Source organism: Zobellia alginiliquefaciens (genome assembly GCF_029323795.1).
Lineage (GTDB): Bacteria > Bacteroidota > Bacteroidia > Flavobacteriales > Flavobacteriaceae > Zobellia > Zobellia alginiliquefaciens.
The window spans coordinates 1,659,110-1,681,956 of sequence record NZ_CP119758.1 but is presented as its reverse complement, the minus strand read 5'-3'; the positions used below and the strand labels follow the sequence as shown (position 1 = coordinate 1,681,956).

19 protein-coding genes and 1 tRNA gene are annotated in these 22,847 nt (G+C 38.4%); 9 read left to right on the top strand and 11 right to left on the bottom strand.

Annotated elements, in window-relative coordinates; all coding sequences use genetic code 11:
• Window positions 1-27 precede the first annotated feature (27 nt).
• A complete protein-coding gene (locus P0077_RS07140) occupies window positions 28-456 on the bottom strand; it encodes a hypothetical protein (RefSeq protein WP_276168438.1) in 429 nt (142 codons plus the stop codon).
• Window positions 457-468: 12 nt separating this feature from the next.
• Window positions 469-1,011: an RNA polymerase sigma factor gene (locus P0077_RS07135; protein WP_276168437.1), complete on the bottom strand. Its 543-nt coding sequence runs from the start codon at window positions 1,009-1,011 to the stop codon at window positions 469-471.
• Window positions 1,012-1,153: 142 nt separating this feature from the next.
• On the opposite strand from P0077_RS07135, the gene P0077_RS07130 reads away from it, so the two are divergent.
• Window positions 1,154-2,128 carry a polyprenyl synthetase family protein gene (locus P0077_RS07130; protein ID WP_276168436.1) on the top strand — a complete coding sequence of 325 codons (975 nt, stop codon included), beginning with the start codon at window positions 1,154-1,156 and terminating at the stop codon, window positions 2,126-2,128.
• Here the strand turns inward: P0077_RS07130 and P0077_RS07125 are convergent.
• Together P0077_RS07125 and P0077_RS07120 are read right to left on the bottom strand one after the other, a co-directional pair.
• Complete coding sequence (locus P0077_RS07125; RefSeq protein WP_349292977.1) at window positions 2,125-3,276, bottom strand: lycopene cyclase family protein; 1,152 nt, start codon at window positions 3,274-3,276, stop codon at window positions 2,125-2,127. The two genes, P0077_RS07130 and P0077_RS07125, sit on opposite strands and share 4 nt — an antisense overlap.
• Window positions 3,277-3,334: 58 nt before the next feature.
• Entirely contained in the window at window positions 3,335-5,608 is a 2,274-nt protein-coding gene (locus P0077_RS07120) for a TonB-dependent receptor (RefSeq protein WP_276168435.1), read from the bottom strand.
• A gap of 78 nt (window positions 5,609-5,686) precedes the next feature.
• On the opposite strand from P0077_RS07120, the gene P0077_RS07115 reads away from it, so the two are divergent.
• The 3 genes from P0077_RS07115 (at window position 5,687) to P0077_RS07105 (ending at window position 8,599) form a co-directional block, all read left to right on the top strand.
• Window positions 5,687-6,343 (top strand): metal-dependent transcriptional regulator, encoded by a 657-nt coding sequence (locus P0077_RS07115; protein WP_276168434.1) that lies wholly within the window; start codon window positions 5,687-5,689, stop codon window positions 6,341-6,343.
• Window position 6,344: 1 nt separating this feature from the next.
• Complete coding sequence (locus P0077_RS07110) at window positions 6,345-7,166, top strand: ZIP family metal transporter (protein WP_276168433.1); 822 nt, start codon at window positions 6,345-6,347, stop codon at window positions 7,164-7,166.
• A gap of 203 nt (window positions 7,167-7,369) precedes the next feature.
• Window positions 7,370-8,599 (top strand): sensor histidine kinase, encoded by a 1,230-nt coding sequence (locus tag P0077_RS07105; protein ID WP_276168432.1) that lies wholly within the window; start codon window positions 7,370-7,372, stop codon window positions 8,597-8,599.
• A 38-nt stretch (window positions 8,600-8,637) separates the two neighbouring features.
• Here P0077_RS07105 and P0077_RS07100 read toward each other — a convergent pair whose 3' ends face one another.
• Window positions 8,638-11,271, bottom strand: a complete 2,634-nt coding sequence (locus P0077_RS07100; RefSeq protein ID WP_276168431.1) for an MGH1-like glycoside hydrolase domain-containing protein — start codon at window positions 11,269-11,271, stop codon at window positions 8,638-8,640.
• 228 nt (window positions 11,272-11,499) lie between these two features.
• Between P0077_RS07100 and P0077_RS07095 the strand changes: the two genes are divergently transcribed.
• From P0077_RS07095 to P0077_RS07085, 3 genes are all read left to right on the top strand, one after another.
• On the top strand, window positions 11,500-11,931 hold the full coding sequence (locus P0077_RS07095) for a hypothetical protein (RefSeq protein WP_276168430.1): 432 nt from the start codon (window positions 11,500-11,502) through the stop codon (window positions 11,929-11,931).
• A 132-nt stretch (window positions 11,932-12,063) separates the two neighbouring features.
• Complete coding sequence (locus P0077_RS07090; protein ID WP_276168429.1) at window positions 12,064-12,432, top strand: nuclear transport factor 2 family protein; 369 nt, start codon at window positions 12,064-12,066, stop codon at window positions 12,430-12,432.
• Between the two features lie 97 nt (window positions 12,433-12,529).
• Complete coding sequence (locus P0077_RS07085; RefSeq protein WP_276168428.1) at window positions 12,530-12,916, top strand: DUF423 domain-containing protein; 387 nt, start codon at window positions 12,530-12,532, stop codon at window positions 12,914-12,916.
• On the opposite strand, the gene P0077_RS07080 is transcribed toward P0077_RS07085, so the two are convergent.
• The 5 genes from P0077_RS07080 to P0077_RS07060 form a co-directional block, all read right to left on the bottom strand.
• Window positions 12,913-14,451, bottom strand: a complete 1,539-nt coding sequence (locus tag P0077_RS07080) for a carboxypeptidase-like regulatory domain-containing protein (RefSeq protein WP_276168427.1) — start codon at window positions 14,449-14,451, stop codon at window positions 12,913-12,915. The genes P0077_RS07085 and P0077_RS07080 overlap by 4 nt on opposite strands.
• Before the next feature lie 174 nt (window positions 14,452-14,625).
• On the bottom strand, window positions 14,626-14,769 hold the full coding sequence (locus P0077_RS07075) for a hypothetical protein (protein WP_276168426.1): 144 nt from the start codon (window positions 14,767-14,769) through the stop codon (window positions 14,626-14,628).
• Window positions 14,770-14,776: 7 nt separating this feature from the next.
• The gene (gene feoB / locus P0077_RS07070) at window positions 14,777-17,014 is read right to left on the bottom strand and encodes a ferrous iron transport protein B (RefSeq protein ID WP_276168425.1); all 2,238 of its coding nucleotides are present in this window, start codon (window positions 17,012-17,014) and stop codon (window positions 14,777-14,779) included.
• The gene (locus P0077_RS07065) at window positions 17,011-17,256 is read right to left on the bottom strand and encodes a FeoA family protein (RefSeq protein ID WP_194525119.1); all 246 of its coding nucleotides are present in this window, start codon (window positions 17,254-17,256) and stop codon (window positions 17,011-17,013) included. Before P0077_RS07065 ends, feoB begins: the two co-directional genes overlap by 4 nt.
• A gap of 104 nt (window positions 17,257-17,360) precedes the next feature.
• Window positions 17,361-18,038, bottom strand: coding sequence for an SCO family protein (locus P0077_RS07060; protein WP_276168424.1), 678 nt, complete (start codon window positions 18,036-18,038; stop codon window positions 17,361-17,363).
• A gap of 178 nt (window positions 18,039-18,216) precedes the next feature.
• On the opposite strand from P0077_RS07060, the gene rseP reads away from it, so the two are divergent.
• Complete coding sequence (gene rseP, locus P0077_RS07055) at window positions 18,217-19,575, top strand: RIP metalloprotease RseP (protein ID WP_276168423.1); 1,359 nt, start codon at window positions 18,217-18,219, stop codon at window positions 19,573-19,575.
• Window positions 19,576-19,651: 76 nt separating this feature from the next.
• Window positions 19,652-19,725, top strand: a tRNA-Asn gene (locus P0077_RS07050).
• Between the two features lie 290 nt (window positions 19,726-20,015).
• Here P0077_RS07050 and P0077_RS07045 read toward each other — a convergent pair.
• Entirely contained in the window at window positions 20,016-22,847 is a 2,832-nt protein-coding gene (locus P0077_RS07045) for a glycoside hydrolase family 2 protein (protein ID WP_276168422.1), read from the bottom strand.

The window sequence follows — 22,847 nt, the reverse complement described above, 5'->3', positions numbered from 1 at the left end:
TAAGTTTTACAATTATTTAACACATCCTTATGATGGTGAATCTCCTTTTTCGTTACGCTTTTCTTCTACATATTTTTCATAAGCTTTTTCTCCTTCGTCTTTCCAGAAGGCATCATAGTGTTTCCATTTAGAGAAATCATCGTTGCATATTCCTCTTCGTCTTGAGTTGAACGGCTTTTTGGATTGGCGTTTCTTCCGTTTCTTTTTTCCGCCACCGCCTTCACCAAAACACCCAAAAATTATTTTGCAAAGAATTAGAAGTCCGCCGGCTTGCAAATAGGTAAGGGTAGTGAGTCCAAAAATCTCTGGCATAAGCCAGTTCCATAAGTACATGAAAATGTAGGCGAAGAGAAGCAGAAAGGCTATGCCCGCTATGATAATGAGAATTATCTTGGCCGCTTTTTTTAGGTATTTTTCGGCTTTACTTTTTACTTTGTGTTCTATATACTCTTCCATGATTGAATGTTTTTAATTACTATTTTGTTTTTTTATTTCCAGTTCTTTTAAAAGTATAGCTAAGGCCCTATGTCTACGGGACATTAATGTGCCTTGCGGTATGCCGCTTTCATTAGATAGTTCTTGATAGGTATAGCCTTCAAAATCAATAGCTACTATAATATTGCGGTAATTTGGTTTTAATTGGGCAATGGCTTTTTTCAGTTCGCCCATCATTTCATCGGAATAGGAGTTGTCTGATTTTCCATAAAGTAGTTCGGAAAACTCGATCAATCTGTTTTCCATTTCGTCTTCTAAACTAACTCCCGGTTTTTCCGTTCGCATCAAATCCACAATTTTATTACGAATAGAGTGGTACACGAATCCGGCAATGTTGGTGATGGGCAAAGCACTATCTGACCTGGAAAATAATTTTAACGCTACATCTTGGACAATATCATCGGCATCTCTATCGGTTGCGTCATCTATTCTAGATTTTGCATAGGCCTTTAGCGAACGATATTCTTCGTCAAAGAAGGTTTTTAGGTTATTATAATTTTCGTTTTCCGAAGTCATTAAAGGGCTTTTTGAAGCTAATCTTCGATAGTAAAGACGATGATTTTCAAATCTATTGCATTTTTCCGAGTTATTTTTTTACAAAATGTGCTAAACGCGGTTTCTTTATTTAATTGGTCTTATTTTTGAAAAAATTTCTTGAATGCATTCCATCGAATTTTATCGTTCTGAGTTTATCTCGTTTTTAGAACAAAAGGCAATTAAAAAAGAGCCCGAAAACCTATATGCCCCTATCACCTATATTTTAGGATTAGGCGGTAAACGATTACGACCGGTTCTTACCTTACTATCTGCCGAAATATTTGAAACCGATTATAAAAAGGCATTGGACGCAGCTTTGGCGGTAGAGACTTTTCATAATTTCTCTTTGGTACATGATGATATTATGGATGATGCGCCCTTGCGTAGGGGTAAATCTACGGTTCATGAAAAATGGGATATAAATACAGGTATCCTTTCGGGAGATGCTATGCTTATTACAGCATATCAGTTATTTGAAAACTATGATGGAGAAACGTTTAAAGACTTGGCCAAGCTTTTTAGTAAAACGGCATTAGAGGTCTGTGAAGGTCAGCAATATGATATTGATTTTGAAGAACGGGATGATGTTACTTTGCCGGAATATCTAAAAATGATTGAATATAAAACAGCCGTGCTTGTTGCCGCAGCTTTGCAAATGGGAGCTATTATTGCCCATGCTTCCGAAAAGGAGCAAACTGAAATTTACAATTTTGGATTGAATCTTGGAATTGCCTTTCAGTTGCAAGATGACTATCTTGATGCATTTGGTGATCCTAAAACCTTTGGGAAGCAAGTAGGCGGTGATATTATTGAAAATAAAAAAACGTATTTGTATTTAAACGCCTTAGAACTGGGGTCTTCAGTGCAAAATAAAGAATTGTTGGATATGTATTCCATTCAGCCCAAAGACCCTTCTGCTAAAATTGAAATAATAAAAGAGATTTTTGTTGAAAGCGGTGCTGCGCAACACACACAAAAAGCTATTGAAACCTATACACAAAAAGCATTTAAACTACTTAAAACACTCAATATTTCTGAAGATAAGAAGAGAATTCTACAAGACTTTGGAGAGGGATTAATGCGTAGAAGAGTTTAGATTAACCTGTTAAAAAGTGCTTTTATGAAAGGCATGGTTGGACACGCGGAAATAAATTTTAGGTCTTCTAGGAACGTAGTTTTCTCATCTAGAAATTTAAAAATCAATTGAGGCTCACATTTGTTAAAAAGCGATTCAAAAATTTGATACCCTTGGTCATTGGTCTTAGCAAGTACATCTAGAAACAGTAGGTCATAAAACCAAAATCTATTTTTAAAACTTAATTTGTTTAATGGTTTGCCTGTCTTTAGATAGTCGATCAATACCGGAATTTTCTTTGCGGTACTCATAAAGGTGTAGCCAGTACTGGGTTTTGCCCAACCTCCGGCAGTGCCAATGAATCGTATGTTTTCCGTGTGGTGTTCGTTAAAATCATAGCTGGTCATGGGGATGCTTCCCTGTTCCGTTTCGGTGATTTGGAAAGTGCCGCATTGTAGTTTTTTTTCTAAATAATCAACCAAGGCATTTTCGTAGGCTTCCTTGGGCAAACGATGCTCAGAGAATAGTGTGTATTCTACTAAGGCTTCATTTTTAGAAAAAGGTAGAACGTACATGAAGCGCGTATTTCCTTTCTGTGGAATTGAAAAATCCATATAGGTAACCTCACCTGGATTAAAAACAGGTTTTTCTGTTTTTACGGTCCATCCTAAAAAATGCTGTTGTAATACAGGGTATTTTTTTTGATGGGTGGCCATTTTATAATCGAAGATGCTATTGAACACCTGTGCAGCCGTGTAGCTATTGTTTGTTGTCTCTACGGTTACGGCAGGGCCATTCTCAGTTACGTTAATAACTGCTTGTTGCCGAAATGTAAGATTTGCTTTGGTTTTTAACCTTTCAAAATATGCTTTATAAAAATCCGCTCCTCTTACCATTTTGTAAGAATATGGGGCAATAGCGAAATCCCTTGCGAATTTTTGTCCACCAAAATAAATATGATTCCAGTTTTTTGAAACTATAGCATCAAACTTGCCTTCTCCCTTTTCCCAAAAGCACCATGTGCGGTCGTTTGATGATTTTGAATCCTTGTCAAGTAACAGAATCGATTTGCTAGTAAAAAAACTGTCTTCCACCATGGCATCCGCAAGCATTAAGCCAGCCGCTCCGGCGCCTATAATAATGTAGTCAAAATGAGTTGTGTGCTCCAAAATCAGTATAGAATCGTTATGATTTCAAAAGTAGCGATTCTATGCAAGTCTAGTACAATTAATCAATTCGGTACCTTAAACCAAAGAAACCACGAATACCTTGGTTAGGTCCGTATACATAAGATGGGTCAAAGGTTAATGCATTAGGGTTGTTGGGTGTGGCTACTGCATCGCCATTGGCGTCAAAAGTGACATTTCTATCAAAAGGGTCGTTGGCTCTTGCTATTATAAAAGGATTTCCACGGTTGGGTGTCCAATCTAATAGGTTTTTGACTCCACCATAAAACTCAAAATTTTCTAGTCCCTTCCAAGTAAATTGAATGTTCTGTATGCTCCAAACTGGAGAATAGTCGCTTCGCGGGTCGCTTTCGCCCAAAGTTGGTAGGCGCATGGGGCCATAAAGATTGCCCGAATAATCTACTGATAGATTTAGTTTTCTAAATTCGTAGGAAGCGTTCCAGGTTCCGGTATAGCTCTCTGTTAATATTTGTCTTTGCGTAATGCCATTTTCTGTTTGACTTACATCCTGAATAGTAGCTCCTATTAGAAATTTAAATCCGTTGGGAAATACAAAATCAATATTGGCGCTGGCGCCTTTTGAAACGGATTTACCATCTAGATTGTCGTAAATTATTTGGTTTGGGTTGGTATCGTAATCAGGTAAAATGGCGTTCGTAAAATGCGTGTAGAAAAGAGACGCATCCAAACTTATAAAAGTACCATTATCCGCATATATTTTTTTTAGATAATTCACATTGGCATTGTAAGACTGCTCTGGGTCTAGTTCTTCGGTAACGATTACGTCTCTTGCACCGGTAAGCGCGGCGTGTTCCTCTGTAAATAGATTTACTACCCTAAAACCAGTACCTGCATTAAAACGTAGGATATCGTTATCCGTAATTTTATATCTATAGGCCATTCTTGGTGTATAGATGCTACCGTGCCTTTCGTCATAATCATAGCGCATTCCCAACAGCAATGAGTGCTGAGTGGCCAAAGCAATTTCATCTTGTACAAAAAGACTAGGTATTACTACCTCGTCCGCAGAAACCGTAGCTGTGGTGTTATCATCATAATAATTATATCGGAGCGCTGTGCCGACCAAAAAGTCGTGTTTCTTTATTTTCTTATCCCATGTAAATTGTGCAAAACCAATTCGCTGATCAGCTATATAAGGGGTGTCTCCGTAAACGGAATTTTGACTATGGTCATTATATGAAAACGAGAACAGGACCTTTTCTGCTATAGGCAATTGATATTTGCCCAGTATTTCCCAGCGGCTGGTATAAATACTCTCTCCGTAGATTTCGTCTCCACCCCTAAACTCTGGTGTCCATTGCATTTCTCCACCCCAGCGATCTTCATAAAAATAACGGCCGGCAAGAGAGAACAAACGGCTTTCCTTACGTTGAAAATCCCATTTTTGAAACACGGAAATACGGTCCTGCAAAGTGAGGTCCGTAAAATTATCGCCATTGTTATCTATCGGGTTGCTATAATTAAAGTAATTGACACCTAGCAGTACGTTCGTTTTTTCGCCAATCTTCATCTTTGCTCCAACATCAACATTGAGCTCTCCCCAACCGGTTACAAAGGAGTCAGCAAAAAAAGTCGGGGCATCTAAAGCGTTCTTTGTGATAATATTTATCAGGCCGCCAACCGCTTCACTTCCGTACAGACTGGATGCAGGGCCTTTTACGATTTCTATTTGCTCTATTAGAGAATTAGGAATACCGGATAAACCGTATACGGTACCCAATCCGCTAACAATGGGCATTCCATCTATCAACACCAAAGTATAAGGACCTTCTAGTCCATTAATATGAATATCACCTGTATTACAGACATTACAGTTAATTTGAGGACGTACACCGTTTACGTTTTGTAATGCTTCAAAAATGCTTGCAGTAGGATTTTTTTTAAGAAAAGTTGGACTATACACTTCTACGGGTACGGGGCTTTCAGACCTACTAACCGCCTTTAATGTTCCACTAACCACCATTTCCTCTAATTGCTCAGATGCTTGAATTAGTTCAATATTAAGTGTCTTGTTTTGGTTTTTATCAAAGGTGATTTTTTTTGAAAAATTTTGATAGCCGATGGCGGAAACTTTCAAAATATAGGTGCCAGCTGGAATTTTTTCCAAAGTAAAAAATCCATCTTCATTTGCCGATGTTCCGTATGTACTTCCTTTTAAGTAGAGATTTGCAAATGGAACCGGACCTTCGTGATCTGTGATTTTTCCCTCTATACCATTGTTTTGGCCGTTTGCTATACCAGAAAAAAGTAGTGTTACTAGTAAAAGTAAGGTATAAGATATATTAATTTTCATTTACTTAAATAAAAGTTTAGACAAAACTAAATATTTGTTTTTAGATATAAAAATGTATTTTTGTCTGATTGAAATTTTATGACACTCTCAGAAGAAGATTATATAAAGGCGATTTACCACCTGGGCAAAGGAGAAAATAACATTGTTTCTACGAACGAGGTGGCGGAACAGATGAGTACAAAACCATCGTCAGTAACCGATATGGTAAAGAAACTATCGGAAAAAGGCGTTGCTAATTACAAGAAGTATAAAGGGGTCTGTCTAACGGAATACGGACAAAAAGTGGCGTTGACACTGGTACGGAAACATCGTTTGTGGGAAGTTTTTTTAGTAGATAAATTAAATTTTGCTTGGGACGAGGTTCATGAGGTGGCGGAGCAATTAGAGCACATTAAAAGTGAAAAGCTTACGGATAGCTTAGATAAGCTTCTTGGGTATCCTCAGGTGGATCCACATGGTGATCCTATTCCATCTAAAAACGGGGAGTTTAAAAAAGCTGTGAAGAAATTGCTGAGCGAGATACCTGTTGGAGCAAGTGGTACCTGTGTTGGGGTAAAGGATTCATCGGCACCATTTCTTAAGTTTTTGGATAAGAATAAAATAGCTTTGGGAGATACCATACTTGTGTTGGAGAAGGAAGAGTTTGATGGCTCGCTGCATATTCAGGTCAAAGGGAAGGATATTCGCATCTCGGACCAGATTGCAGCAAATTTATATCTTAAAATAACGGAATAATATGCAAGAGATAATTAATTATTTTGAATCCATAGATCCGGTTTTGGCGGCATTTTACGCCACACTGTTTACTTGGGGGTTAACTGCAGCAGGTGCTGCATTGGTTTTTTTCTTTAAAGGAATGAACCGTGCCCTTTTGGATGGTATGCTCGGTTTTACCGGTGGGGTTATGGTAGCGGCAAGTTTTTGGAGCCTCTTGGCACCAGGTATAGAAATGAGCCCAGGCGAGGGATTTGTTAAAGTAATCCCCGCCGCTGTAGGTTTCCTTTTGGGTTCTCTCTTTATTTTTGGGTTGGATAAGGTGCTTCCGCATTTGCATATCAACTTTAAGGAGAGTGAAAAGGAAGGTATTAAAACGCCTTGGCATAGGACTACGCTTTTAACATTGGCTATCACGTTACATAATATTCCAGAAGGACTGGCCGTTGGCGTACTCTTTGGTGGGGTAGCTGCGGGTTTTGAGGGGGCTAGTATCGGTGGTGCCGTAGCATTGGCTTTAGGAATAGGTTTACAAAATTTTCCGGAAGGTTTTGCTGTTGCCATGCCATTAAGAAGACAAGGTCTTAGTAGGTCAAAGAGTTTTATGTATGGGCAGGCATCTGCATTGGTGGAGCCCATAGCCGCAGTTTTAGGGGCTTGGGCAGTTTTGACATTTCAACCTATATTACCTTATGCATTATCATTTGCTGCAGGAGCAATGATTTTTGTTGTGGTGGAAGAGGTGATACCGGAAACGCAGCAAGATAAATATACGGATATTGCCACTATGGGCTTTATAGGCGGATTTATAATTATGATGATCTTGGATGTAGGTCTAGGATAGCCTAAATATAGGAGTTTAGGAAGATTGTTTTACCTATAAAGGGAGGAGATTTAATGCTTGTTATCTCTTCAATTATGTTAAAAGTAGGAATAATTGTACAATATTTTTTAACTTTAAGGTGTACAAGATAATTCGGAGAGCTCCGTTTTATATAAAGGACCGATGCTTTATTTGATATTGTTGGTCCATGAAAATCCAATCCTATGATAGCCCCCCAAAATCATGAAAATGAAGCAGAACGGCTAGCACTTCTACAATCTTACTCTATTCTTGACACAGAATTAGAAGAGGATTATGACAATTTGGTGCTGTTAGCTTCTGAAATATGCGGAACTCCTATATCTGTCATTACACTTTTGGATAAGGACCGGCAATGGTTTAAAGCGCGACATGGATTGGATGTTAGCGAAACCGAGAGACAATATTCCTTTTGTGGCCACACTATTCATGAAGCAGATAATATTCTTGTTGTAGAGGATGCACGTGAAGACGAACGTTTTTTTGACAACCCCATAGTGGTTGGCGAACCAAGAGTTATTTTTTATGCAGGTGTTACCTTAAAGGGGGCGAGTGGTATGCCACTAGGGACACTTTGTGTGATTGATAATAAACCTAAGAAAATTACCGAGAGTCAGCTTGCAGCACTCAAAATCCTTTCTGATCAGGTAATGAATCTTTTGGAGCTACGGAAAAGTAAAATGAACCTTGAAAGCGCTAATAATGAACTAAAACTAGCTAACCGTGAGTTGGATAATTTTGCGGCTGTAGCCGCTCATGATTTAAAATCGCCTTTAAATAATATTATATCCTTATCTAATTGCCTTCGTGATTTTTATGCTCCCAAAATGGATGATGAGGGAAAGCAAATTGTGGAATTTATACGAAGCTCTTCTGAAACCCTGAAAAAACTTATTACCGGATTACTTGATTATAGCAAATCCGGTCAATTTAATATAGACGATAAGACCACAATTATGTTGAGTGATCTACAGAGGACTATTAAAGAGCTTTTTGGGGGTCGAAAGGAATGTACTATACATATAAATAGCGATTTAGATTCTATTTATGCGAACAAAGTTGCCGTTGAGCAAATTTTGATAAACCTAATTGCCAACGCTATAAAGTACAATGATAAGCCTAGTATTGAAATAGAACTTGAAATAAAGGAGCAAGATAGCTTTTACGAGTTTTTTGTAAAAGATAATGGGCCGGGCATACATAAAGATGACCAAGAGAAAATTTTTAAAATCTTTGAGGTAATTTCGGAGAAAGACCGATATGGAGACAAGGGGACCGGAATTGGATTAGCTACGGTGAAAAAGGTGGTTGAAGGTCTTGGAGGAAAGGTTACCGTTACATCAGAGCTTGGCGAAGGCGCTACATTTGCCTTCACAATTAAAAGCCCCATTGTAGTTGAATCAACTATGGTATAATCATATTTGTTTGCTGCTGATTCGTTCGGTAAAGTGAGTTACCTGTTTATCTCTTCAATTAAATTTGCCACTAAAGCTGTCCAGCCTGTTTGGTGAGAAGCTCCCACACCACGACCATTGTTTCCATCAAAATATTCATAAAACAAAATTAAATCTTTAAAATATTTGTCAGTATAAAACTTTTCTTCCAATAAATTTACAGGACGCTTTCCTTCAGAGTCCTGTTGAAAAATACCGATTAGTCTTTTGCTAATCTCGAAAGCTATCTCTTTTAGGTTCAGTTTATTATCACTTCCTGTTGGATAAGCGTATTTTAAATTATCGCCAAAATAATTATGATATTCTTTAAATGTACTGATGAAAAGATAGTTCATTGGCATCCAAATAGGTCCTCTCCAATTGGAATTTCCACCGAATAAATCCGTTGAAGATTCTGCAGGTTCATAGTTTATTCCGTACATATCCCCATTTATTTCAACTTCATATTTATTTTCATGCTCTTTGGATAATGAGCGAATGCCATGCTCTGCCAAAAACTCTGATTCATCAAGAATGCTCTGCATTAAAATGTCAAGTCTTTCTCTGGGTACAAGCGATAGTAAAACATCATTTTCAGGACCATATTCTTCAATAACCTGGTATTTCTGACGTTCCATACGGTACGTACGGTACCACTCCATACTCGATTTAAATCGTGGTAATTTCTCCAAACAACCTTTTCTAATATTCAATACCGCGGTCAAAGAAAGCAATCCGGAAATAGACCGTACTTTAATCGGTATTTTTTCACCATTGGGTAGGATTAGCTTATCATAGAAAAACCCTTCTTTTTCATCCCAAGAACTCATAGAGTCTTCGGTTATTTTGTTTAGGGCTTCGGCTATGAAGACAAAATGGCCGAAGTATTTTATAGCCATATCTTCAAAGGTATCATCGTCTAACGCAATTTCCAGGGCAATTTCCAACATGTTCAAACAATAGAGCGCCATCCATGAGGTACCATCAACCTGTTCCAGTATGCCGCCTCCGGGCACACCATTGCTGCGATCAAAAACACCAATATTGTCGAGACCTAAAAAGCCTCCTTGGAAAACGTTATTACTTGCGCTATCCTCCCGGTTTACCCACCAAGTGAAATTAAGCGCCAGTTTATTGAACATCCGTTTTAAGAACTTTAGGTCGCCTTTACCTGTTTTACGCTGCTCCATTTGGTAAATCTGAATGGCGGCCCAAGCCTGCACAGGTGGGTTTACATCGCTAAAATTCCACTCATATGCAGGAATTTGTCCGTTTGCGGCCATATACCATTCTTTGGTAAAGAGCAACAGTTGCTTTTTGGCAAATTCATGATCTACCATTGAGAATGTAACACAGTGAAAGGCAGAGTCCCATGCCGCGAACCACGGATACTCCCAAGCGTCTGGCATTGATAGTATATCATGGTTTCGGAAGGCCGTCCATGAATTGTTTCTGCCGTGCCACCGCTCTTTTGGCGGAGACGTATTAGGATCTCCTTCTAGCCATTGCTCAACTTCATAGTTGTAATATTGTTTGGTCCATAATAGACCTGCAAATGCTTGTTTCTGTATTTCCCGTTCTTCTTCCGAGGATTTTTCGGTTACCGTATCTAAAAAGGAATTAGACTCTGCTATTCTTTCTTCAAAAATAGCATCAAAAGTATCATCAATGGGAGAGTTAATGTCTTCCGCCGAAAGTCTAAGCCTAATTATTTGGGTCTCTCCGGCAGGAATATTTAGCTCATACATAGGGGCAGATTTCGTGCCTTGCTTCTTTTTTTCTGCCAGCTTAAAATCATTTTCTATAACAGCATCGTGAAAGAGGTCTTTTTTATACGGATGGTCGTTCTTACCGTTATAAATACGCTCCATATTGGTTTCGTTCTCCGTGAGAAGAATTCTTGAAGGTGTGTCAAAATACAGATTGTATTTGCCCACGTAGCTATGATCAACCGCTAGATAGGGTTTCTTTTTAGTTCCTTGCTTTTTGATGGAAGGCATTTCTTCCATTCCTGTGAAACTCCAAAAATTACGGATCCATAAAGTAGGTAAAACAACGGCCAACGCTTTTTTAGGGCCACGATTACTGACCGATATTTTTACTAAAATATCTTCTTCGCTGGCTTTGGCATATTCGGTATGTACATCAAAATATTCGTTCTTATCAAAAATACCGGTATCCAAGAGTTCGTATTCATCATCGCTCTTGCCCCTTTTTTGGTTTTCCGCTACCAACTTATTGTATGGAAATTCATTTTGGGGATACTTGTACAAATGCTTCATGTATGAATGAGAAGGCGTATTTTCTAAATAGTAATAGAGCTCCTTAACATCTTCTCCATGGTTACCTTGCGGACCGGTTAATCCGTATAACCGTTCTTTTAATATGGGGTCTTTCCCGTTCCAAAGAGCCACAGAAAAACAGATGTTACAATAGCGATCGGAAATACCGGCAATACCGTCTTCTCCCCAGCGATAGGTTCTACTACGAGCGTGGTCGTGCGGCAGATAGTTCCAAGCGTCACCATTTGGACTGTAATCTTCCCGTACGGTTCCCCATTGCCGTTCACTGAGGTAAGGGCCCCATTTAAGCCAATCTTTTTTTTTGCTATAATGGTCTTCTAACCTTTTGTTTTCTTTGGTGCTTTGGGTCATATATTTGAAGTATGTAGGTTTAATGGTTCAAAAGCGCAAGAGTTTTGCGATTGTGTTTAACAAGATATCTAAATTAGGTATATATTGAGGTCTTCGCAAGTTGGAAATGCCTCTGTGAATAAAATTTTAAGCGCTATCGGAAATTTTCGTCATTTTTGTACGTTCATAGAGTAATTGGTAGGGATAGTAATCGCTCATCAATCTTCAAAATGAGAAATTAGCAGTGATATGAAGAAAAAAGGACATCTATTATGGAATGTTATGATCGTGGTCACGGTAATTATTTGTCTTTGTGCCTTTGTTCTTCATTTTAAAAATTGGACAAAAACAGATGCGGCCGGGCTAAAAGTGCTATCTGGCTTTTATTTGCAGGAAGTGCCTTTTTCGGCTTTGGACAGTGTAGATTTTGTTGAGAAAGTTCCACCCATGGTACGCCTTAATGGCTTTTCGGCCTTTGATAAGGAAAAAGGTATTTTTCAAGAATTTAGAGATTCCCTTACCGATAAAAAAGTATATGTCTACGTTGATAATTTTGAGAATCAAAAAATAAAAATTGTCCACCACGATTCATTAAAGCTCTTTATCAATCTAAAAGACTCTACGGATACGCAGCAGTTGTTTGATTTACTTTCGAGCAAATTAAGTGTTGAGCCGAACTAGAAGGCTAGAGGCTGTTCTTTATTCGTATTTTGCTTTACACATCATATTAATTTCTTTTTAAATTATCTGCAGTCCTTTGTTATTCAGGGGAATGTGTTGTATTTTGTTGGGATAATCAATAAACAAACAATCATGGAAACAAACGAAATTGCCTCTAAATTAGTGGCTTGGTGCAATGAAGGGGATTTTGAAAAACCGTATCAGGAATTGTACAGTGATAAAATAGTAAGTATCGAGAACGACGGTAAAGCGGAAGGTGCTTACGTTGAGGGTTTTGAGGGGATTAAGAAAAAGGGTGAGTGGTGGCAGGAAAACTTTGAAGTCCACAGTAGTAAGGCGTCAGATCCGGTAGTGGCAGACAATTGGTTTTCGGTAAAGTTTACCATGGATACGACACATAAACCATCTGGGCAGCGTTCAACCATGTCCGAAATAGCCGTATACGAAGTTCAGGATGGTAAAATTGTAAAAGAACAGTTTTTCTATGATGACAAAGAGTAAGTAGATATTTAAATGTATAAACTAGGGAGCCGCTCATCTATTGGGCGGCTCTTTGTTTTTAGTAGTGCCAAGGTGTACCTTTGCTTAAAATTGTTTTATGGTTCTATTGGCTCAGGTTTTAGGTGCATTATACGGTCTTTTGGCTGTAATTTTCGGCGCTTTTGGTGCTCACGCTTTAAAGAAGTTACTTTCTGAAGAGCAGCTTAAAAGTTTTGAAACTGGAGTTAAATACCAAATGTATCACGCAATGATATTGTTGGTAGTTGGGTTCAATCTTAATATGAACGCTGCGTATCAGCAATACATGGTCTACTGCTTTGCAATTGGTACGTTTTTGTTTTCTTTTAGTATATATGCTTTGGTCATCAGCTCGGCAAAAGGAAAGAAATTACGTTTCCTAGGACCCATAACGCCACTTGGAGGGTTGTTATTGGTATGTGGTTGGGGGCTATTGTTGTATAGCTTTATAAATAACCTTGTCTAGTTATCAGGTTGGATTTCTGAAGTGAATTCTTTTATGGCCTGATTGGGTTCTATAATGTCATGACCTTTCCAAAAGTTGGGGTCGTAATCTGGCATATAGGTTGGGAGAACACCGGTCTTTTCCTTAAAGGCTTCAAACTGACCTGAATTAATGGGTTCCTCGTCAAAAACTATAAGTTCATACCGGTTGATATTACCAAAAGCAGCATCTACTTTTAACGCCAACTCATTTTGCTTGCGCCTGCCCTTCACGTTTTTGTTCTTTTCAATAATGGTCAAGGGTCTTTTAATTCCAGCTCGGATACCTTTAATTACATTGTAGTAGCGCAGGTGGTACTTTTGATCGGGACCCTTATCAAAAAGAATGCTCCCTTTTGCTAAATATTCGTTCACGGAGACACCTAATAGTTTAAAGTCTCTAAGCGATTCAGTATTCTCAAAATCCATTCGGATTAGTGCAAAATCATCTGAATTTATATAAAGGGTACCACCATATTCGGGTGAGCCGTCTGGAACAAAACTGATGACATATACGGCCTGGTCTCCTAAATAGGTATAGTTTTCTAGGATGAGGTCATAGCGTCTGGGTTTGAACAGCACGTTATAGTCGGAATCGTCAAAAATCGGGAGGTTTTCAAAAAGGTTGCCCAGTGTTTTACGCTTGTATTCCAGAAAGAATTCCCTTCGCTCTTCTTTGCTCTTTTTTTCCTCTTCAAGGCGTTCGTTAAGGGCAGCCACATCTGTAGAATCTATTTCCTCTTTAAAGATTTCGCCCATGTCATCAGCATCTACTTTAGTGCCGAACAATCCGGATTTTATCTTAAAATAAGAATCGGTCTTAATATTTTCCTTTACAATTTTATTGAACTTTTCCTCTAACAGCTCTACATCTAGCTCTTTGCTTTTATCATACAGTTCTGATGCTTTAATAAGATCTAGCTTTTGTTCATCCGCATCATCGGCACCATAGAGGTCGCCCAGCATTTCTGTGTAATAAATGTTGTTTTTAGGTATGGATTGAATCACACTATCCAAGAAATTTTTGTTGAAAGCATCAATCGTAGATTTCTTGATCTGATACTCGGTTTTTATAATATTGTTCTGGTAGGTTTCCCTAAGGAACAACCGTTTTTTAGAAAAATCCGTGATGTAGTTCTTCTCAATATTATCTTCTACAAGTTCAATAATTTCCTTAGGCGTATAGTTTTTGTTGGATACGATAACTTCCCTAAGCTCTATAGCCTTTGGTTTAAGATAAATTAGGCTATCCGTAAACTCGGAAATGGGCTTCCCTATGGACTCATAGCCAATACAAGAAACAAAAAGTGTGTCGGAAGCTTCTACAGCATCGTTCAGCAAGAATTTGAACTTCCCCTCTTCATTGGTAATCATACCTCTATTGTTTAACTGCACGGTAGCGTAGGGCACAGGTTTTTTAGAAACGGAATCTACAATAGTAGAGCTTAAGCTTTGGGCATGTTGTGCCGAAGTAAAGAATAGGAAGAAGATGAGGGTATGAACAAAGACTTTTGGCATATTGATAACTAATGGCTATTCAAAAAAAGCGATTGCAATTGAAGTAAACGCATCTTTTTTGATTTATTTAATACCAATTTATCCTTTTATTAACGAAAATACTTACATCGCAAATGAATTTAATTCTGAAGTTTTGCAAATCCATTGCTGTTTGAATACGCATGATTGCGGTTGTTAGTGGCAACCACAGCCATCTTGTCCGCAATCTTTACCGTTTCCTTTTTTGCTAGCGAACAATGCTTTGGGCAGAAAGAATTTTTTTACCAAATACCCAACTGCAACAGCTAAAATAATGTAAACCAATATGGGTTGAATCATGCTCATTTTATTTTAATATTTGATAGGCGGCCAAAGCAACAATATAGGCAAAAGAACTCATAAATACCAATTGTGCGGCTGGCCATTTCCAAGTATTCGTTTCTCGTTTTACTACGGCTAAGGTGCTCATACATTGCATGGCAAAGGCATAAAATAACAATAACGAAATTCCCGATGCCAAGTTGAACAATGGTTTTTTAGTTTTAGGGTTTACCTCTGCGGCCATTCGGTTTTGAATGGTCTGCTCCTCATCACTACCAACACTATAAATTGTGGCCAGTGTGCCCACAAAAACTTCACGTGCAGCGAATGAGGTTAGGACTGCGATTCCAATTTTCCAATCATAGCCTAATGGATGTACGATAGGTTCTATAGCTTTACCCATATAGCCCATATATGAATTCTCAAGTTTATAGCTAGAAATTTCTTGACTCACCGCTTTCTCTTGAAGCGACCTTTTCTTTTGGATTAAGGAATCGGTAAGAGCGTTCTGGTTTATGGCGTACACGTTAGACTGAATACTGTCGTTTAAAGCAGCTTCATAATCGGAAAGCTCGTTTTGGATACTTTCTTGATTGAAATCCGAAAATCCTTCGGTTTCAATACGACTTGTTACAATCTCATCGGCATTTTTATAATCATCGGAAAAACCGTTAGAGCCTAAAAACCAAAGTACAACGGAAATCGCCAGTATTATTTTACCCGCTCCCAAAACAAAACTTTTGGTCTTTTCCCAAACGGTATAAGCTACGTTTTTGGGTAATGGTAATTTATAGTTGGGCATTTCTACCACAAAAAATGAGCGCCCTTTAATTTTTAATATTTTGTTCAATATTAAAGCTGATATAATAGCTGCTCCAAACCCCAGTAGGTAAAGAAGCATTAAGGTCAAGGCTTTATAGCCAAAACCTAGAAAGTCGCCTTCAGGAATCACCAAAGCAATGATAATAATGTAAATAGGTAGCCGTGCCGAACAAGTGGTAAAAGGCGTGACCAGTATGGTTATGAGTCTTTCCTTCCAGTTTTCAATAGTTCGGGTGGCCATTACTGCGGGTATGGCACAGGCCGTTCCTGACATTAAGGGAACGACACTTTTTCCGCTTAATCCAAATGGACGCATGAGGCGGTCCATTAAGAATACTACGCGGCTCATATACCCTGTTTCTTCCAGTAGGGAAATGAATAAGAATAAAAAGGCAATTTGGGGAACGAACATGGCAATACCGCCTATTCCTGCTAAAATACCTTCGGCAATGAGATTAGTAAACACTCCGGCGGGCAAGGTATCTTTTACCCAAGAGCTTGCGGAGGCAAAGAACGTCTCTATCAAATCCTGTGGGTAACCGCTCCACTCATAAATACCTTGAAAAATGACTAAGAGAATGGCAAAGAAAATGACATAACCAAACACCTTGTGGGTCAGAATTTTGTCCAAGGAAGCTCTAAAGCCTTTGGCGGCGGCCATATCCACTTTGTAAGTTTCCTTTAAAATACCGTTTATAAACTGGTACCTTAGAATAGTTTCTTTCTGTTGTAAGCGCTTTAACTCAGATTTAGATTTGGTCGCAAAAGACGCGGCATCTTTAAACAGCGTTTTCTCAATGGGCATAAAGTTTACGTCTTGCGTAATTACAAGCCATAATTTATAGAGGTCCTCATTAGGAAAAGCGTCTTTTAATTTTTTAAAATAACCTGGGTCTATGACCTTAATATCAACATTCTGTTCTGTGGAGAGACTTTTGTAGTTGGCAATAAATTCTTTGAGCTTATCTATGCCAATGCCTTTTCTTGTACTTACCAAGGCAATTTTAGTATTCAATTTTTCCTCTAAAAGTGGAATATCTACCGAAATACCTTTACGGGACATACGGTCTGCCATATTAATGACCAGTATTGCCGGTATCTTAAGGTCTTTTATCTGAGTAAATAAAAGTAGGTTCCGTTTTAAATTTTCCACATCCGAGACAACAACGGCTACATCTGGGTGGTTCTTGTCATTTTTATTCAGTAAAAGTTCAACAGCCACACTCTCATCTAAAGAAGTGGTGTTTAAACTATAGGTGCCCGGTAAATCTAATATGTGTGCTTTTACGCCTCTGGGAAGTTTACAAATACCCTCTTTTTTCTCAACGGTAATACCCGGATAATTACCTACCTTTTGGTTAAGGCCTGTAAGTTGGTTAAACACTGAAGTTTTACCAGTATTTGGGTTCCCAATAAGGGCAACGTTAATCTGTTTACTCATAGAGCAGAGGTGTCTTCTAAAATGTCTAGCTCAATGAGCATGGCGGTTTCCCGTCTAATGGCAATGTGTGATCCGTTTACATTTACATAAATAGGGTCTTTGAACGGAGCTATTTGAACCAATTCTATTTCATTGCCGGGTAGACAGCCCAACTCCAATAATTTTATGGGTAGCGAGTCATCGGCAAATTCCTTGATGATTCCTTTTTGTCCTTTCTTAAGCTGTGCGACCGTAGTTATCAATGTTTATTTAGATTGATTATAAGTAAGGGCAAAAGTAGCATAAAATATATTAAAAAGCGGTTCGGAAATCCCAAAAATTCATAAAACTATAGAAGTTAGGAGGTTTATTCCTCTTTGTTGTTTTCTCTTAGGATTTTAAGATCACCCATCAATTTTTCAACTTCCTCCTTGTTGGTTCCATCATAGAATCCGCGAATTCGTTTTCGCTTATCCACTAAAATAAAATTTTCGGTATGAATCATATCAAAAGGACCTCCATCGCCATCTGTTTTCACGGCTAAATATGATTTTCGGGCCAATTCGTATATCTGCTTCTTATCGCCCGTTACCAGATTCCATTTAGAATCGTCCACACCTTTTTCTAGTGCATACTTTTTTAATTGCGCCACCGAATCTATTTCTGGAGTTACGGAATGGGACAAGAGCATTACATCATCAAACCCTTTTATACGTTCTTGAATACTCGCCATATTTTTGGTCATAATGGGGCAAATGGTAGGGCAGGTGGTAAAGAAGAAATCGGCTATATAAATTTTATCTTCATAATTGGCCTCTGTTATAGTTTCTCCATTTTGATTCGTTAAAGAAAAATCTCCGATAGTGTGGTATTTTCTTTTGTATTGGAGAGTACTGTCCACCAGCTCTGGATTGACCATAGTAGGCTGATAAATAGTTAAAATTTTTGGAGGTTGTAGGGCATTATAGAAAAGATACATGATTATCGCCGAAAGCCCCAATAGTACCAGACCGAAAAATTTGTATTTGGCAAAAAATGAGCGCATAATCTTTTTGCCAAAGATACGTTAGTCAATACAAGCATTCAACTCTTAAGGGCTTATAGTGCTGCTAAAAGTTTCTTAAAAATAAATAGGGGTAGTTAGTTATTTTTTTTAAGCGGCTGTAAAAGTGTACTTTTGTCGGCTGAATTCAAGATGAGTTCGTTAATTATAGAAAACATAGATGAGTCCGTTACTTATAAAGACCATACAATTTTTTTTAAGCCTTTCGTTGTTAATCGTACTACACGAATTAGGGCATTTTATTCCAGCTAAGTTATTTAAGACACGTGTAGAAAAGTTCTATTTGTTCTTTGATGTTAAGTTTTCCCTCTTTAAAAAGAAAATTGGGGAGACCGTTTATGGTATTGGTTGGCTTCCTTTGGGCGGTTATGTAAAAATAGCCGGTATGATCGATGAAAGCATGGATACGGAAGCCATGAAAGAAGAGCCCAAGGAATGGGAGTTTAGAAGCAAGCCGGCCTGGCAACGTTTGATTATTATGATCGGCGGTGTAACGGTAAACTTTGTTTTAGCGGTGATTATTTACATAGGAATGGCCTATGCGTATGGCGATCAATATATACCTGGGGATAGTTTAAAAGATGGTGTACACGTTACTGAAAAGACCATTGGAGACGAATTGGGTATTGAAACAGGAGATAAAATTATAGCGGTTGATGGAGATAAGATCAAGGACTTTAATAAGATCTTTATGGACATCATTAATGGAAGTAGTATTACCATAGAACGTAATGGTGAAACTATTGAAAAGGAGATTCCTGTCGATTTTATTGCAACGCTGATGGAAGATAAAGACCGAGCTCGGTTTTTAGGTCCTCGTTTCCCTTTTTACATAGCGGAAGTGTCCTCGGAATCTTTGAACAAGGATGCCGGACTAGAGCCAAAAGATGAAATAGTAGAGATAGCCGGAAAGGAAATCTCCTATTTTGATGAGGTGAAACCTATTTTGGAGCAATATAAAGGCGAAAAAATAAACTTGACCGTTGTTCGTGATAACAGTGTGCGTAAAGTTATACCCGTTGTTATTAATGATTCCGCACAAATAGGAGTAAGACCGGGTATGCCTTCTATGGAAGAAATGGAAAAAAGAGGTCTTCTGCGTTTGGAGACTGAAAAATATACTTTTGCCGAATCTATACCCGCGGGAATCAATAAAGGGGTTAACACCCTTTCGGGTTATTTAAAGCAATTAAAAAAGATTTTCAATCCAGATACAGGTGCCTATAAAGGTGTAGGTGGTTTTGCAGCCATAGGAAGCCTTTTTCCAGATGCTTGGAACTGGGAAGTATTCTGGGGAACAACGGCGTTCTTATCCATTATGCTTGCCGTTATGAACTTGCTGCCTATACCGGCATTAGATGGTGGTCATGTCATGTTCCTGTTGTACGAAATGATTTCTGGTCGTAAGCCGAGCGATAAATTTTTGGAATATGCACAGATGATCGGCTTCTTTTTATTGCTTGCTTTAATACTGTTTGCCAATGGAAATGACCTGTATCGGTATTTAACCGGAAAATAGTTTTCGAATTTTATTTGGGACAATAAAAAAAACAATTATATTTGCACCCGCTTAGATAAACAAAGCGAAAATATTTTCCTCCTTAGCTCAGTTGGTTAGAGCATCTGACTGTTAATCAGAGGGTCCTTGGTTCGAGCCCAAGAGGGGGAGCAACAAAAAGCTAGTCGAAAGACTAGCTTTTCTTGTTTTAGGCTGTATTTGTTGGGGTTAAGCCTAATATAGGTGTTCGAGATGTACGCTCTAGTCTTAAGGTTCCTTACCTGTCTTAACCACGGGCAACGCTATACTTAAAGGTCGGCCTGGTTTTTCTTAAGGGATGAAAAAAGGAAAATCTTCTTGCGCTTTTTCTTCGGTCTTAGTTTCTGTGGAATTGCAAGCGACAAAAAGTGCCGTTACTACCAAGGCAAAGAATTGATATTTTATTTTCATAGCTGTATGGTTTAAAACTGAAAGGTTAGTTTTACTACAATGGGCTCATCGGTATTTCCGAAATATTTTTTGGAACTACCTTGTGGACCGGATTGCTCTGCAGGCATAAATTTGGTGCCCATTGCAGGAATATTTTTCACAAAAGAAAGGTCTCCTTGGGGGAATTTAGTTACTGCAGCACCTTTTCCGGAGTCTGAAGGTTGTTCTGGGGTAAGCATACGTAGAAATGTAAGGTCTGAATGGCAGTACACCGTAAAGCCGTTATTATTCTTTCCATTTAACTTCATCCAATACAGGTTAGAGAAAAAACCTTTAAATTCTGGGTATACAAACCCAGGTTGACCGGTAATTGTATTGTTATAATCGTTTTCCCAAACCTTAAACTGCGTGCCTTTCATGCGGTTGCTCCACACACGGTATGGACCGTCTCCTAGCCATTTCATGCCCTTAACTTCTTCCTCGGGGAAAGAAAAAGATATGCCTATATATTCTTCAACAATTTTTTGGTTTCTTATTTCAACATGTAAATCAAGTATTCCGTTGGGGTGAATGGTCCATTTAAAGAAATCTTGCGTCATTTCATGATTGCCATCCCAATCATGATATTTTTTTCTTTTTTTGAACCATGTAATTATCTCCACTTTATCATCTGATGATTTTATTTTTACATCTTCTAATTCCGTTTTGTTACCTAATAAAATGGGTCCTTCCTTTATGGGAATCAATTTTCCCTTTTTTATTACTTCTTTCAGTACTCCTGTTTTAGCTGAAAATTTAAATTGGTTTTCATCCGCATTGATTATTATGAAGTTGTTGGAAGTAGTAGTTGTGATACTTCCCTTTTTAGAGTATTTAATTTTATCAGTATTCACCTGCATAGCCATTTTTACCGGATATGACCACGTGAAGATTTCTTTACCGCGAATATCCGTTGCCATCAAGAATAAGGCATCCGCAGATTTCCAATTGGTGGGCTTGGCAATAGAGAAAGTTCCCTTTTCTAATGGTGCTAACTTTGGGAGTTCAACATTGCTTTCCGACATCATACTGAAGTCCGTTCCACCTTCAGGTCCATTGAAATTAACCCATTTTGCAATCATGGAACACTCATCTAAATCCGTGAAATGATACCGGTTTTCAACTTTGAAAGTTCCGGAAAAATCTTCCCTAATATATCTGTCCGCTATATAAATTGGGGACCATATTTCTTTAATGGTAAAATAACTAGCCTCTTTTTCGCCGTAAGGCCCCACAATACCATCCGCTCCATGATTACCGTCAGTGTCGATTATGCCACCTTTATCCGTGCGCACTACGCCTTCATCTGCAAAATCCCATAGGAAACCGCCTGCCGCCAATGGCATATTCCACATTTGTTTCCAGTAGTCATCTAGGCCGGCACCATGCCCACCATCATATAAACCGTGTAAAAACTCTGTAGGAAAATAGATTTTATCCTTGCTAGGGGAGTCAAAAGCAAAGTTATAGTAGTCCGGGTAGTGCATGGTATTGGTCTTTTTAAAGACGTTCCAAGGGTGTATTACCTCTCTTTTTTGAATGTCCCATTTGGCAAATTCATCATCTAACTCGGTATTCCAACCACTTTCATTACCGTTGTCCCACATTAAAATAGATGGATGATTTACATCTCTAGTAACCAGTTCTTTTATTAGTTTTTTCCCAACTTTAGTTTCTAAATAGGGTACATGCCATGTACACAGCTCATCCAAAACAAAGAGACCCAAAGAATCGCAAGCTTCTAGAAAATGAGTGTCTGGTGGGTAATGAGACATGCGAACGGCGTTCATATTCATATCTTTCATCAGTTTTACATGCTCAATACTCAGTTCTTTTGAAGTTGTTCTGCCGGATTCAGGGTGAAAGGAATGATGATTTACACCTTTAAACTTTATTGGTTGACCGTTTACATAAATACCATCACTCTCTCGGATTTCAACCGTACGGAAGCCTATCCGTTCCGAAACTGTATGTAGTTCCTTACCTTTCTTATCCAACAAACTAATTTGAAGCTGATATAAATTCGGCTTTTCCGGGTTCCACGTTTTAATGTTGGTGGCCTTTGCCTTAAAAGACAACTTCCCTTCGTGCTTCTCTACTTCCGCCTCTGGAAATTCCTGAACTAATTTTCCTTTCAAATCAAAAAGCTTTGCCACTATAGAAGTCGCTTTTTTTGAGTTTGTATAAACATCTGCGGTGACAGCTCCGTTGGCTTGTGCGCTTATTGCCACGCGCTCCATGAACTGCTGCGGTAAGACTTCTAAATATACCGGACGATATATTCCTCCAAAAATCCAGAAATCGGCATTGCGCTCCGCTGAGTTTATAGATGCATTGGCAGACATCTTATTCACTTTAACTTCCAATAGGTTTTCTTCTCCGTACTTAAGTAATTTTGAAATATCATATTTGAATTCGTAGAAAGCTCCTTGGTGAATTTCTCCTGCCAACTTACCATTAATTTTCACTTCACAATCGGTCATGACACCTTCAAAAACTATCTTTACTTCCTTTGTTTTCCACTCGGAAGGCACTTGAAATGTATGTTTATACAGACCATGCTCATTGTAATACTGTTTTCCATCTTTGTAATCGCGTCCGTAGTTATAGTTACCAAAACCTTGAAGTTCCCAACAAGAGGGCACAGGAATTTTTGACCATTTTCCGCTTTGCATTCCATCGGAACAAAAGAAATCCCATTCAACGGTATCATCTTTGCCTGTTCCGGACAGATATTGGATTTCGGTGGTGTTTTGAGCAAACAAAACCCCAGAGTTAAACAGGGAGAGTAGAAGCAGTATCGCTAAGGAAAGTACATTTTTCAT